Source organism: Thalassospira sp., assembly GCF_040218635.1.
Lineage (GTDB): Bacteria > Pseudomonadota > Alphaproteobacteria > Rhodospirillales > Thalassospiraceae > Thalassospira.
Map to the genome: position 1 here is coordinate 257,438 of NZ_JAVJRB010000011.1, position 13,584 is coordinate 271,021.

General features: G+C 54.3%; 11 protein-coding genes. 10 read left to right on the forward strand and 1 reads right to left on the reverse strand.

All coding sequences use genetic code 11. The features are described from left to right. The first annotated feature begins 2 nt into the window (after window positions 1-2). From RIC05_RS12375 to RIC05_RS12410, 8 genes are all read left to right on the forward strand, one after another. A complete protein-coding gene (locus RIC05_RS12375; RefSeq protein WP_350048522.1) occupies window positions 3-1,316 on the forward strand; it encodes an ABC transporter substrate-binding protein in 1,314 nt (437 codons plus the stop codon). A gap of 75 nt (window positions 1,317-1,391) precedes the next feature. Beyond that, complete coding sequence (locus RIC05_RS12380; RefSeq protein ID WP_350043541.1) at window positions 1,392-2,291, forward strand: branched-chain amino acid ABC transporter permease; 900 nt, start codon at window positions 1,392-1,394, stop codon at window positions 2,289-2,291. A gap of 1 nt (window position 2,292) precedes the next feature. Then, a complete protein-coding gene (locus RIC05_RS12385; protein WP_350048520.1) occupies window positions 2,293-3,240 on the forward strand; it encodes a branched-chain amino acid ABC transporter permease in 948 nt (315 codons plus the stop codon). Further along, a complete protein-coding gene (locus RIC05_RS12390) occupies window positions 3,237-4,013 on the forward strand; it encodes an ABC transporter ATP-binding protein (RefSeq protein ID WP_350043539.1) in 777 nt (258 codons plus the stop codon). The genes RIC05_RS12385 and RIC05_RS12390 overlap by 4 nt, the downstream gene beginning before the upstream one ends. Continuing rightward, complete coding sequence (locus tag RIC05_RS12395) at window positions 4,010-4,672, forward strand: ATP-binding cassette domain-containing protein (protein ID WP_350048518.1); 663 nt, start codon at window positions 4,010-4,012, stop codon at window positions 4,670-4,672. Before RIC05_RS12390 ends, RIC05_RS12395 begins: the two co-directional genes overlap by 4 nt. A 27-nt stretch (window positions 4,673-4,699) precedes the next feature. Further along, window positions 4,700-5,854, forward strand: a complete 1,155-nt coding sequence (locus tag RIC05_RS12400; RefSeq protein ID WP_350048516.1) for an iron-containing alcohol dehydrogenase — start codon at window positions 4,700-4,702, stop codon at window positions 5,852-5,854. Between the two features lie 15 nt (window positions 5,855-5,869). Further along, on the forward strand, window positions 5,870-7,342 hold the full coding sequence (locus RIC05_RS12405; protein ID WP_350048514.1) for an NAD-dependent succinate-semialdehyde dehydrogenase: 1,473 nt from the start codon (window positions 5,870-5,872) through the stop codon (window positions 7,340-7,342). A gap of 22 nt (window positions 7,343-7,364) precedes the next feature. Further along, window positions 7,365-8,519: an iron-containing alcohol dehydrogenase gene (locus tag RIC05_RS12410; protein ID WP_350048512.1), complete on the forward strand. Its 1,155-nt coding sequence runs from the start codon at window positions 7,365-7,367 to the stop codon at window positions 8,517-8,519. A 454-nt stretch (window positions 8,520-8,973) separates the two neighbouring features. Here RIC05_RS12410 and RIC05_RS12415 read toward each other — a convergent pair whose 3' ends face one another. After that, a complete protein-coding gene (locus tag RIC05_RS12415; RefSeq protein ID WP_350048510.1) occupies window positions 8,974-10,512 on the reverse strand; it encodes a Fic family protein in 1,539 nt (512 codons plus the stop codon). 1,310 nt (window positions 10,513-11,822) lie between these two features. Here RIC05_RS12415 and RIC05_RS12420 point away from each other — a divergent pair. Both RIC05_RS12420 and RIC05_RS12425 read left to right on the forward strand, forming a co-directional pair. Next, entirely contained in the window at window positions 11,823-12,239 is a 417-nt protein-coding gene (locus RIC05_RS12420) for a hypothetical protein (RefSeq protein ID WP_350048508.1), read from the forward strand. Continuing rightward, on the forward strand, window positions 12,236-13,579 hold the full coding sequence (locus tag RIC05_RS12425; RefSeq protein ID WP_350048506.1) for a relaxase/mobilization nuclease domain-containing protein: 1,344 nt from the start codon (window positions 12,236-12,238) through the stop codon (window positions 13,577-13,579). The genes RIC05_RS12420 and RIC05_RS12425 overlap by 4 nt, the downstream gene beginning before the upstream one ends. The last annotated feature ends 5 nt before the right edge of the window (window positions 13,580-13,584 follow it).

Below are 13,584 nucleotides of genomic sequence, written 5' to 3' on the forward strand. Positions count from 1 at the left end.
ACGTGAAGAATAATAAAGCAACTTTCAGCAAATACCTTGTTTCGGGCGTCGCAGCCCTCGCCCTGACTGCTGGCATGGCATCCAGTGCATCTGCGGCCGAAAACGGTAAATTCCGCGTTGGTATCGTGACGTTCTTGTCAGGTGCCGCTGCTGGTCCGTTTGGTGTTCCGTCTGCCAATGCTGCCAAGGTACTTGTTGAAGGCCTGAACAAGGGTGAACTTCCGGCCCCTTACGACAAAATGGGCATCAACGGCGTCGAAATCGAAGCCGTGATCATTGACGAAGCCGGTGGCGCGACCAAACAGGTCGAAGAATACCGTAACCTTGTACAGCGTCAGAAAGTCGACGCGGTTATCGGGTATGTTTCATCAGGTGATTGCCTTGCCGTCGCACCTGTCGCCGAAGAACTGAAAACCTTCACCATCGCATATGATTGCGGTACTCCCCGCCTGTTTGCCGACAATGCCAATGCCCAGTATATGTTCCGTACTGGCCTTGATGCATCCGTCGATAACATCGGTGCTGCCCGTTATCTGGTCGCAACCCGTCCGGACGTCACCCGTCTTTCCGGCATCCAGCAGAACTATTCCTGGGGCCAGGACAGCTGGGCAGACTTCACCGCAGCGGCTGCGAAACTTCTTCCTGAATCCGAAATCGTCGAAGAACAGTTCCCGAAAATCTATCAGGGCCAGTACGGCGCAGAAATCTCTGCCCTGTCGGTTAAACGCCCGGAAATCGTCCACAGTTCTTTCTGGGGCGGTGACATGGAAGCACTTGTCTTGCAGGCAAATGCCCGTGGCCTTCTTGAAGATGCAACCGGTCTGCTGACCTGTGGTGAAGCAAGCTTTGCCACCTATAAGGATCAGGCACCGAATGGCATGATCATCGGTGCACGCGGCCCGTTTGGTGCCTTTGCACCGGACAATGCGCTCAACACCTGGTTCAAGGGTGCTTACAACGCGGCCTATGATCTTGATCCGGTTTACCCGGCCACCAAAATGGCACAGGCGATCCTTGGTCTGAAATTTGCGGCTGAAAATGCCGGCGTTGCAGACAAAGAAATCCCGACGGCAGAACAGCTTGCATCCGGCATCAAGGGTGCAACCTTTGAATCGGTTTCGGGTACCGTCCAGATGGCCCGTGCCAATGGTCATCAGGCGATGCAGGGCATCACCTATGGCGAATACCATTACGAAGATGACAAAGCATCCATCGTGAATGCTGTTTCGTTCTCTGGCGAATGCGTTACCCCGCCAGAAGGCGTTTCCGCTGCTGAATGGATTGCCGAGGGTTTCCCAGGCGCTCAGTGTAACTAAACGCATTCTCCCTGTGACTGCGGACATCCCCATTGCGGGATGTCCGCCCCTTTTCCTGCACATTGGATATTTGTGATGACAAGTCTTCTTGCCGTCCTGATTGATGGCTCGATCTATGCATCGTGGCTGTTTCTTGTTGCTGCCGGCCTGACCGTTATTTACGGCGTGATGCGCATTCTGAACATGGCGCATGGCAGTTTTTACGCCATTGGTGCCTATTCTGCCGCGTCATTGGTTGGCTGGTATTTCAACAATGGTATTGGTCCCGCATGGATCAGTTATCTTTTACTGGTTGGTGCCGCGCTGCTTGCTGGCCTGATTGTCGGTGTGATCGTTGAACGTGGATTGCTGCGCCTGATGTATGGCCGCGATGAAATCCTGATGGTGATCATTACCTATGCACTTCTCCTCATCCTTGAAGACACGATGAAAATCGTCTGGGGGGTCAGCCCGTATTTCGCCTATCAGCCCTATACTGAACTTGGGCGAACGGCGTTCGGATTGCTGAAGGTCTCAAATTACGATCTGGCACTTGTCGGTGTCTCCTGCCTGCTTGGTCTTGGTCTTTGGGCCTGGCTTGAACGCACCAATCAAGGCAAGGTCCTGCGTGCAGTGATCCATGACCGCGAAATCGCCGTTGCCATGGGCGTTAATGTCCGCCTGATGTTCACCATTACTTTTGTTTTGGGAACAACCCTTGGCGCACTTGCCGGTGCGTTAACAGCCCCCGCCATTTCAGTTGTACCGGGCATCGGGATCGAAGTGATCGTTCTCGCCTTTGCCGTGGTTGTCATCGGCGGTCTTGGCAGCATCGGCGGTGCCGCAGTTGGCGCCCTTCTTGTCGGGCTAAGCCGCGCTGCGGCCGTTCACTATGCGCCGGAATTCGAACTGTTCGTCATTTACGGCGTGATGTCGCTGGTCTTGGCGTTCCGCCCCGAGGGCCTGTTTGGCCGCACCATGGCGAGGAAAATCTGACATGCATTTTGATAAAACTGAAATCTCGCTTGCGTTGATCGCAATCGCCTGTGTCCTGTTTGGTTTTGTATCACCCGGCTGGCTGATCTTCCTTTTGACCATTGCACTGTCCAAGGCACTTGTTGTGCAGGGGGTGGTCATGCAGATGCGGTCGGGCCTGGTGTCATTTGGTCAGGGCCTGTTTTACTGCATTGGCGGTTATACCGTCGGCATGGGCGGGCAATTCTTTGGCATTCATGATGCGATTGCCGCCCTTGCACTGGGCATGGCGGTTGCCATTGTTGTTGCCATGATCCTTGGCCTGCTGTTGACGCGCTATCGCGACATCTTCTTTGCGATGCTGTCATTGGCATTTTCCATGATCCTGTTTGGGATTCTGGTCAAAAGTCAGGAACTGGGCAGCACGGATGGCTTTAACGTTCATAACTGGACAGTGTTTGGCTGGGCCCCGGAAACAGGTGCTGATAGTCAGCAAACCGTCTTTACCATGACCATTCTTGCCGGTTTGGTGATCGCAGTCATGATCCACCGTTATACCAAGGCCGGTATCGGGGTGATTTGCGAAGCCGTGCGCGAAAACGAAGTCCGGGTTGAATATCTTGGCCTCTCCCCGCGTTGGCTTTTGTATGGCAACTATGTTGCTGCGGCGTCTGTATCCGCACTTGGTGGTGGCTTAACCGCCCTTGCCACCGGTCACGTTGATCCGGAAATGGCCTATTGGACCACGTCAGGTGAGTTCATTTTCATTGCGCTTCTTGGCGGTCTTGGCCATGTCGCAGCACCGTTCATTGCCGCGATCGTCTTCTCGGTCGTTCGGACCTATTCAATCGAATTTGTCCCCAACACTTGGCAAATGATCCTTGGTTTCACCCTGCTTGGCGTCATCGTGTTCCTGCCCAAGGGTCTCTGGAGCCTGGTCTCACGTGAAAAGTCAGGAGAGCGCACATGACCACCATTCTTGAAACCCGTTCCCTGAACAAAGAATTCGGCGCCGTCATTGCGGCAAAGGATCTGGACGTTAAGGTCGCCAAGGGCGAAGTCGTAGGTGTTATCGGCTCCAACGGGGCTGGTAAAACGACCTTCATCAATATGGTCACCGGCTATTTGAAGCCAACGCGTGGGGAAATCCTGTTCAACGGGAAATCAATCCTTGGACATTCACCGCGTGCGATTACCCGCGCAGGAATGGCCCGATCATTTCAAGTAGCACAATTGTTTCCTGACATGTCGGTGATTGATAACCTTATCGTCGCCCTTGCCGCCGCCGAAAGCCCGCGCCCCAGTTTCCTAAGCCCGCTTCGTAGCGATGCCCGCATCGCACGGGCCGAAGAAATCTTGGTCGAGTTCGGCATTGAAAACTACCGCCATTCCAAGGTCACAGCTGTCCCGCAAGGGGCTCGGAAACTGGTTGATATCGCCATGGCCCTGATCGGCAATCCGCAGATGCTTCTGCTTGATGAGCCGACCAGTGGTGTCAGCATGGATGAGAAAACCGGGCTGATGGATACGGTGATGAATGCGGTTCGCCAACATGGCGTAACAGTCCTGTTCGTTGAACACGATATGGATGTTGTCGAACGCTATGTCTCGCGCGTACTGGCCTTCTACAGTGGCGAAATCATTGCTGATGGCAAACCGGCTGCTGTTCTTGCCGATGAACGGGTCCGTGATCTTGTAACCGGCCATCGGCCTACTCATAAAAAAGGGAATGGCGCATCATGACCTTGGAAATCAAGAAACTGAATGTTTCGATCGGCAATATTCCGATCCTGCGCGATGTCTCTCTGTCGGTCCCGTCGGGTCAGATGTTTGGTCTTATTGGCCATAATGGTGCAGGTAAAACCACATTGATGCGCGCCATCATGGGCTTGCTTGAGATTGATGGCGGTGCCGTCAGTTTTGATGGCAAAGACCTTCGCAAGATGGCCGATCATGCGCGAGCAAAAAACGGCATCAGTTATATGCCCGAAGACCGTCGTTTAATCCCGTCCCTGACGGTTGAAGAAAACATCCTCATGCCAGCATGGACCAATGGCATTACCGATGCCAAGGAACGGCTTGAATGGGTTTATGACCTGCTGCCTGAAATTGCACAGTTCCGTCAACGCCGCGCACTGCAACTGTCTGGCGGGCAACAAAAACTGGTGTCGCTTGGCCGTGCTTTGATGCCCGGCCGGAACCTATTGTTGCTTGATGAACCGTTCGAAGGTGTCGCGCCTGTTTTGTCGCGCCGCCTGTCCGAAGTCATCGCTAATCTCGGCAGCAGCGGTCTTTGTGTCCTGATTTCTGAATCAGATGACAGCCATTCCGCCGATCTGGTCACAGGCAGCTACCGCATTGAACGCGGCACAGTTCACGCCGCCGACATGCAGTCCGCATAAACCGACCCGCCAAAGACGAGGTTTTCCATGTCTGACTTTACGTTTGAAACAACACCACGCGTGATTTGCGAATTCGATGGCGCGCTTAAGCTTGGCACATTATGCGCCGAGCTTGGCGCAAAACGCGCAGTTCTGATTACCGATCCCGGCCTGGAAAAGGTGGGGCTGATTGATGCCCCGTTCGAAGCACTCAAACAGGCCGGTATCGAAACTCTTCTTTGGACCCGGGTTGAAGCCGATCCGCCCGAAAGCACCATTCTTGATGCGGTCAACGGGGCTTCTGATTTCAAGGCCGATATTATCATCGGGCTTGGCGGCGGGTCATCAATGGATACCGCAAAACTGGTCGCCCTTTTGTGCGGTCATGATCAGAAGCTTTCAGATATCTATGGCATCGGATTGGCCAAAGGTCCGCGTTTGCCGTTGATACAGGTACCAACGACTGCTGGAACCGGATCGGAAGTCACTCCGATTTCAATCGTTACGACGCCGTCACAGGAAAAGAAGGGTGTTGTATCACCGCTGCTTTATCCTGATATCGCGCTTCTTGATGCCAAACTGACCATGGGCCTTCCGGCGTCAATAACGGCCATGACCGGCATTGATGCGATGGTTCACGCGATCGAGGCCTATACAACCAAGCACAAGAAAAATGCCCTGTCTGACGGCTTGGCCATTCGCGGCCTGCAACTTATGATCAGCAATATCGATGATGCGGTTTCAACAAATCCAAGTCAGGCCGCACGCGAAGCCATGTTGCAAGGATCAATGATGGCCGGAATGGCCTTTGCCAATGCCCCGGTTGCGGCAGTCCACGCACTGGCCTATCCGCTTGGCGGGCATTTCCATGTCCCGCATGGTCATAGCAACGCGCTGGTTCTGATTGAAATCCTGAAATTCAATCGTGACGCCGCGCGCGGTCAATATGCCGAACTTGCCCGTGCAGTACTGCCCGATGAACGTTTTTCCGATGACACAATGGCTTGTGATCGCTTCATCGCCTTCATGACCGACATGGTTGCACGCATGCCATTTGCTAAAACCCTGCGTGAAGTCGGTGTTTCAGAAAGCGATCTGGATATGCTCGCGATCGATGCGATGAAGGTCGAACGCCTTTTGATCAACAATCCACGTGAAATGACCTTTGATGCTGCCCGCAAAATTTACGCCACCGTACTTTAACGACGGAGCCCCAGAATGCTTATCCTGAATGATCCCGGCCTTTGGCAAACCAAGGGCCACATCAATGGCGCATGGACAGACGCGACATCTGGTAAAACCTTTGCCGTTCTTGATCCCGCCACCGGCGAACATCTTGCAAATGTGCCGGACATGGGTGCGACTGAAACCCGTCAGGCCATCGAAAGTGCCAATGAAGCGCTTCCTGCATGGCGGGCGCGCACGGCCAAGGACCGCGCAGCCGTTTTACGCAAATGGTTTGACCTTTGCATGGCGGCCAAGGATGACCTTGCCCTTCTGATGACCCGCGAACAGGGCAAACCACTTGCCGAGGCCGCAGGCGAAGTCGCATATGGCGCGTCTTTCATTGAATGGTTCGCCGAAGAAGGCAAACGCATTTACGGCGATGTCATCCCCTCGCACGGGGCTGACAAACGGATCATCACCATCAAACAGCCAATCGGCGTTGTTGCCGCGATCACTCCTTGGAATTTCCCAATGGCAATGATCACGCGCAAATGCGCCCCGGCACTGGCTGCGGGCTGCACGGTTGTGATCAAACCGGCTGAAGACACGCCGCTAACTGCCTTGGCCTTGGCCGAATTGGCGAAACGTGCCGGGTTCCCCGATGGCGTGATCAATGTTGTCACAGCATCGCACGGGGTTGAAATCGGCAATGAGCTGACAGGCAATCCGATTGTGCGCAAACTGTCCTTCACCGGATCGACACAGGTTGGCAAACTTTTGATGCGCCAATGCTCTGACACCGTCAAGAAAGTCAGTCTGGAGCTTGGCGGCAATGCACCGTTTATTGTCTTTGACGATGCTGATCTTGACGAAGCCGTCGCCGGTGCCATCGCCTCAAAATACCGCAATGCCGGTCAGACTTGTGTTTGTGCCAATCGCATTCTGGTGCAAGACGGGGTTTATGATGAATTTGCCAAAAAACTTGCCAAGGCGGTTGCAAAACTGCGCGTTGGCAACGGCATGGAAGAAGGCATCACCCAAGGTCCACTGATCAATAGCAAGGCCATTGAAAAAGTCGAAACACTGGTATCCGATGCCCTTTCCAAGGGGGCGACAGCCATACTTGGTGGCGCACGCCATCAAGCCGACAGCAATTTCTTTACCCCGACCATTCTGACCGGGGTGACGGCGGACATGCGCATGTTCTCCGAGGAAATCTTTGGCCCGGTCGCACCGCTGTTTAGGTTCAGCAGTGAGGATGAAGCCATCCGTATGGCCAATGATACGCCGTTTGGATTGGCTGCTTATTTCTATGCCCGTGACATTGGCCGCATCTGGCGCGTTGGCGAGGCCTTGGAATACGGCATTGTCGGCATCAATGAAGGGATCATTTCAACTGAATCCGCCCCGTTTGGCGGTGTCAAAGAATCCGGTATCGGTCGTGAAGGATCGAAATACGGCGTCGATGACTTTGTTGAAATCAAATATATGTGCCTCGGCGGTCTTGCCGGGAAAGCCAACTGATCACCGATCAAGGAGCCCCACCATGAGTTTCATGTTCCGAAGTGTCCCGCGCATCGTTTGCGAAGCAGGCGGGATCGCCAAGACTGGACCGCTGATGAAGGAACTTGGTGCAAGCCGCGTCACCATCATTTGCGATCCGGGCATCGTCGCCCTTGGTTTTGCCGATCAGGCGCAAAAATCGCTTGAAGCTGCTGGCATCGCTGTACAGATGTTTTCCGACGTTGCCGCCGATCCGCCCCAGCATATCGTGCAACAGGCAATTGACGGCGCCAAAGACTGGAAGGCCGATGGTGTCATTGGTCTTGGCGGCGGCAGTTCGCTTGATAGTGCCAAGCTCGTGGCCCTTTTGGCCAACAGCGATCAGACCATCGAAGACATTTACGGCATCGACAAAGCAACCGGAAATCGCCTGCCCCTGATCCAGATCCCGACCACCGCCGGAACCGGATCAGAAGTCACCTGGGTATCGGTAATTACCGACCCGGATAACCTCAAACAGGTTGTCTATACGCCGCAACTGATGCCCGATATTGCCCTTCTTGATGCGGAATTGACCTATGGCCTCCCGCAAAAGGTTACTGCCGCAACCGGCCTTGATGCGATGGTCCATGCGATTGAGGGCTATACCAGCCGCACACGCAAAAACCCGATTGCCGATGGTATGGCGGTCACCGCCCTTTCGCTTCTGGGCAAGAACCTGATGAAGGTGATTGAAAATCCGGGCGATAAAGATGCCCGTTCAGCCATGCTGCAAGGGTCCCTGATTGCCGGGATGGCGTTCGCCAATGCATCGGTTGCCGCTATTCATGGTTTGGCTTACCCACTCGGTGCGCGTTTCCATATCCCGCATGGCCATGCCAATGCCTTGGTAATGGCACAGGTTCTGCGTTTTAACCTGACAGCTGCCAAGACACATTACGCAGAATTGGCAAGCTGCCTTCTTGAAGGGGTTGAATTCGAAAACGAAGACGCCGCAGCCGAGGCCTTCGTTAAACGAATTGAGGAGATGGTCCCAGCCAGCGGACTTGAAACCCGTCTGCGCGATCTTGGCGTCACCGAAGAATCTCTGCCTGAAATGGCTGACGAAGTCTTCACCAAGATCCATCGCCTGATCGATAGCAATCCGCGTGACATGACCGTCAAAGACATCGAAGCGATCTATCGCGAAGTTTTCTAGGTTCAGGGGTTACCAGCCTTACACTGATAGCCCATGCACAAATCGACGGCCTGCTTGGTCACTTGACCGCCGGTTTTGATTTTTGAGGTAATGCAACAAGACCCGCCATCGTCCCAAGAAGATGGATGACAAAACTTGGAATAATGTAAAAGCGATGGTGCCCCCGGGGAGAATCGAACTCCCACTCACTAGGTGAAACAGATTTTGAGGCGGAGTATAATTGAATAAAATCAATTCATTATCCAAGGCCAACCTCTCATGACCCACTGATCTGCGTAGATACTTCCAATGAATTGGGTCAATTTACGGAAAGGAAAATGGCAGTGCCCCACGAAGCATTCTGGCCGAATATTTTCATGTCAATGCTTCATTATTGCACGTCAGTCTAATTTCAGATGTGTTGCGTTGACCGCGCCTAATTCGTTCTCCAATTAAACATATGACATCAACGCTTTCACGTCGCCTTCTCCATCGACCATTGCACCCGCTCTGCCAGGAACGTGGCAAACGGCCTGACATCCATGTCGACACTCGCCGTCTCAAGCCCTGCGAGATAGGCGTTGCGATCCTCCACTCTCACGACCGTCCATGGATAACCGCCCGCCGCCAGCATGGCATTCATCAGAAACCGCGCCATGCGCCCGTTGCCGTCAGGATAAGGATGGACGTAGCCCACAAGCCAGTGCCCCAGCACGGCGCGCACGGCGGGTTCGGTTTCCTTTTCCAGCAGATCGAAGAGCCCCTGCATGCCTTCGGGCACGGCCTCGGAACGCGGCGGCACGTGAGACGAGCCGCGCAGATAGACGGGGTGATTGCGATACCCGGCAAGGGCGCTGGGCTTCAAGATGCCCGCCACGACAGACGGGCCGAACAATTCACGATACCAGTCCAGGTGCTGGTCGAGCACTTGCGCGCCGGGCTGTGCGCCGTCTAGAATGGCGGCGACCGAATCCTTCACTTTCTGAAAGGCCTGCCAATAACCGCGCGCGGCAAGAGCGTCGCGGCTCTGCCTGTCCTTTTCATCGATTTGAGGATTCCATCCGCCCTGCCGTACTCGGTCGATCAGTTCGGGCGTCACGCTATAGCCTTCGATGGACAGGGAGTGGTAGGCATCGCTCTCATAGATGTCCTCGACAAACTTCATGTAGCGGCCCTTATCAGCCGGTATGCCCGGTGCTTTGGGGAATATCTCCATGACCGGCCCGCGCTGGCTTTCCCAGATGGCATTGAGCCGGGCGACAATGGGAGCCACGCCTGCAACGACCGCCGGAACATGGGTTTGCGTGGCAAAGGGATCGCTCTCCCGCACATCGTAGCTGGCGCTTTTCATGGTCTTGACGATTTCATCGGCGAAACCATCGCGGCCCACGCGACGGAAAGCCCCGGCAAGGCGTCCCGCCACCGCGGAATGGCCGCCATCGAGCAACCGTCTCAGGATGCCGGACACATTTCGTACGGCACTCAGCACCACCTGCGCCTCGATGGGCGCGCGCTGAAAGAAGGACTCGGTGACCTTCACAAGGGCGGCGTCAGGCGCGTAGAGACGCACGCCGTTTCTCTCAACCAAATCTTCTCCTGACGGTATCTTTTTGACCTTAAGGTCATAGAGCGAGGTGCCGAACAGAAGCTCCAGATTGTTGTTTGCGCCTTTGGCACTGTTGATGATCACCTGCCGGGGAATCGCGGTCACTTCGGCATGAAGCAACAGCGACTGCTCAGGGGACAAGAACCAGTCATTCTCGAACCGGGCGCGGCAATAGCGGGCGCAGAATTCCCAGAAGGAGGCGTACCACGGGGTGGTATCACCGGGCTGCGCCTGCGGCCCGGTCGACATGAGCCAGCCCTTGATGACATCACGCAGGAACCCATGCTGCAGGAGCCGCTCACGATGAACGCGGCTCAGGTCGCTGGATTTGAATATACGCCGCCCCCCGCTTTGCAGCTCTTGCAAGGCGCTTAGGGAGTCGGCGAGCTTTTCGTTTGGTGTAGCCATGGGATCACATCAAGTTTTTTATGTCGTGTCATTACAAGTATATGGTGTCGTTCCATGACAAGTCCATCATGTTGTTGAATTGCACGTTTTTATGTTGTGCGATTTCACGTAATTAATGTCATCCCATCGAAAATACACGGATTTTTACCAACAGACAGAACTAAAGCGGCCCTATCATGGGCGTCAAACTTTGACCCCGGGAGGCATCGTCACCCGTCCTACCGTTCCCGCTCAAAATCCATATCATCATGGTTGAATGAACCTCAGACGGGTCAAGTTAATTCAACAACACTTATGATTGAAAGAGACTAACATTCATCTACTTGAGAATCAGGTGTTGTGATGCTCCTTTGCAATCTGATGGTTCATAGAAGCCCCCGCAATGGCACTTTTAACTCTGACACGTGACCAATTGGAAAAAGCGACTGCGGTATACTACGGCTACGATTGTAATGACTGGGCCCCCCATAAGTAGACTTAAGGCTTCGTCCCTCTGGCGAGCGTATTCGTCACAACGCGGACCCTGATATGGGTCTGAAGAGTTCATTCTCACGTGCTGAGCAAATTTTTCAACGCAACATTTTGGAAAAAATTGAAAGGCAACACTAAGTGGATAGGCTGGTTGCACTTTGACAGTGAAAAAGTGAGCCTATGGCTTACACTTCTTCACTGTCAAAGCGCCCAAAATGAATAGCAACAGATCCCGAAATGGCACTATTCATGTCGTGCGCACAGAATGGCAGAACACGTGCGAAGAAGCGAAACTATCCGAAGTCGATCGAAACCTGTTCTGGGAGAGGATATTCCTGAACCCGTCCATCTTCGAAGGTGAGTACGAATTTTCCTGACAGCTATATTTCTCAGGAAATCTGAGAAATATAGCTCCTAAACAGGCACTTGGAATCGTGTTGAGACGACCTGAAATTCTTCCATTTTTGGAGTTTTGATGGTGAGCAGACTTCACTTACGCCATTAATTTATGGCCAAGTTCTGCCGAAAAGGGAACGACCTGGTCTCGCCCCAGGAGAAACGCCGTTAGTCAGCCTATGATCGAAAAACTGTCATCGGAATAGTCGCTTAAAAAGCATCAAATCGAAGCCGCAAAACGCAGTTGCGGACAGCATTCCGAAACACGTTTACGGAATGAGATTTTTTGGCGCGATTATTAAATCGCTGAAAGCGAGGATTGAAGCGATGGTGCTGCCTGAGGGAGAATCGTTGAACTCCCTCTTTCAAGAACTAGCAGACTGGGAACACCAACTAAAGGCGCTGGAAAGAGATATCCCCATTGAATGGGAGGAGCCGTCGCCATGAGCTCTTCCATTAAGCGAAGTTTTGACCATTCTTCGGGCGCGGTGAAGCCTAAGCGCCCTGCGCCATTCTCCATTCGCCTGAGTGGGGATGAACGAGCTGTTCTTAAGCGTAGGGCGGGAAATAAGCCGCTTGGGGCTTATGTTCGCGCAAAACTGCTCGGTGATGAAGAAACCCGCCGCAAGCCGTCTCGCGCACCCTCCATCGACTATGCCCTGCTGGGGCAGGTGCTCGGCATGTTGGGAAAATCGGAACAGGTGCGTTGCCTGTTCTTATTGGCTGTGGCGGCGAAAGCTGATCGCCTTGAATTGAAGGATGAGGATCTTACCGCGCTCAATGAAGCCTGCGAAGATATTCACGATATGCGGGGAATGCTGGTGAAAGCGCTCGGACTGAAGGCGGGGAACGTCAAATGATCCTTGTCGGCAATCAGCGTGGCGGCGCACGCGATCTCGCTAGCCATTTGATGAAACACGAAAACGAGCGCGTCGAAGTGGCGGAACTGCGGGGCTTCGTTGCTGATGATCTTGATGGCGCGTTTCAGGAAAGCTACGCGATCAGCCGAGGAACCAAGTGTAAGCAGTTCCTTTTTTCGCTAAGCCTCAACCCGCCTAAAGGCACAGATGTCTCCGATGATCAGTTCATCAGCGCGGTTGATCGTGCGGAATCCAGGCTCGGCCTAAGCGGCCAGCCCCGCGCTGTCGTTTTTCATGAAAAGCACGGTGATGACGGTGAATTGCGCCGCCACGCCCATGCGGTGTGGAGCCGGATTGATGTCGAGGAAATGAAGGCAATCCCGCTGCCCCATTCCAAACGCAAGATGCAGGATATATCGCGCGATTTGTATCTTGAACATGGTTGGAAAATGCCGCGCGGTCTGGCCGTGAGTGGTGAACGCGATCCGCGCAATTTCACACTTGCCGAATGGCAACAAGCCAAACGCATCGGGCAAGACCCGCGCGGCATCAAGGCGGCGTTTCAGGATGCTTGGGCGATTTCAGATTCTAAGGCGGCTTTCACACATGCCCTGCAAGAGCGCGGATATTGGCTCGCGCGCGGCGATAAACGTGGCTATGTGGCGGTGGATCATCACGGGGAAGTTCACAACATTGCCAAGCGCGTCGGCATCAAGACAAGAGAGGTGCGCGAACGCCTAGGCGATATGGACGCGCTGCCGTCCGTGGCGGATACCAAAATCAATATCGCCCGTGCCATGCATACCAAGATGGAGGAATTCCAACGCGAAGTCGCGGAGAAGGAAGAGCGTGAATGCAAGGATGCTGAGGCCAAGCGGGAAGCAATCAAGGCCAGACAGAAAGCGCAGCGGGACGCTCAGAAAGAGGCCGCGCGCCTTCGTCAGCAATCGGAGGAGCAAGACCGCCAGAAGCGCATCCGGCGTGGCCTCTTGGGCTTGCTGGATCGTCTGACGGGGGAACGCAAGCGCACGCTTGAGCGCAATGCCCAAGAAGCCGAGACCGCGCAGACAAAAGACCGGAAAGAGCGCGATCACCTGACCGCCGCACAACTGGCGCAGCGCCGCACGGTCGTTAATGAGCGGATACAGCAACGCGAAGAAAACAAGACGGTCACCCGCAGCCTGACCGAAGACGCAAAAGTCTTTCACAACATGGAAGCGGATGCTGAGGCGGAACGCGCCGCCCGCCGTGAAGCGTTCAAGGAACACCGCCGCACACAATCGGAAGACCGACCTCGCCGCCGCACTCGATCACGTGATGTCCCAAGTCTTGATCGCTAAAGGGG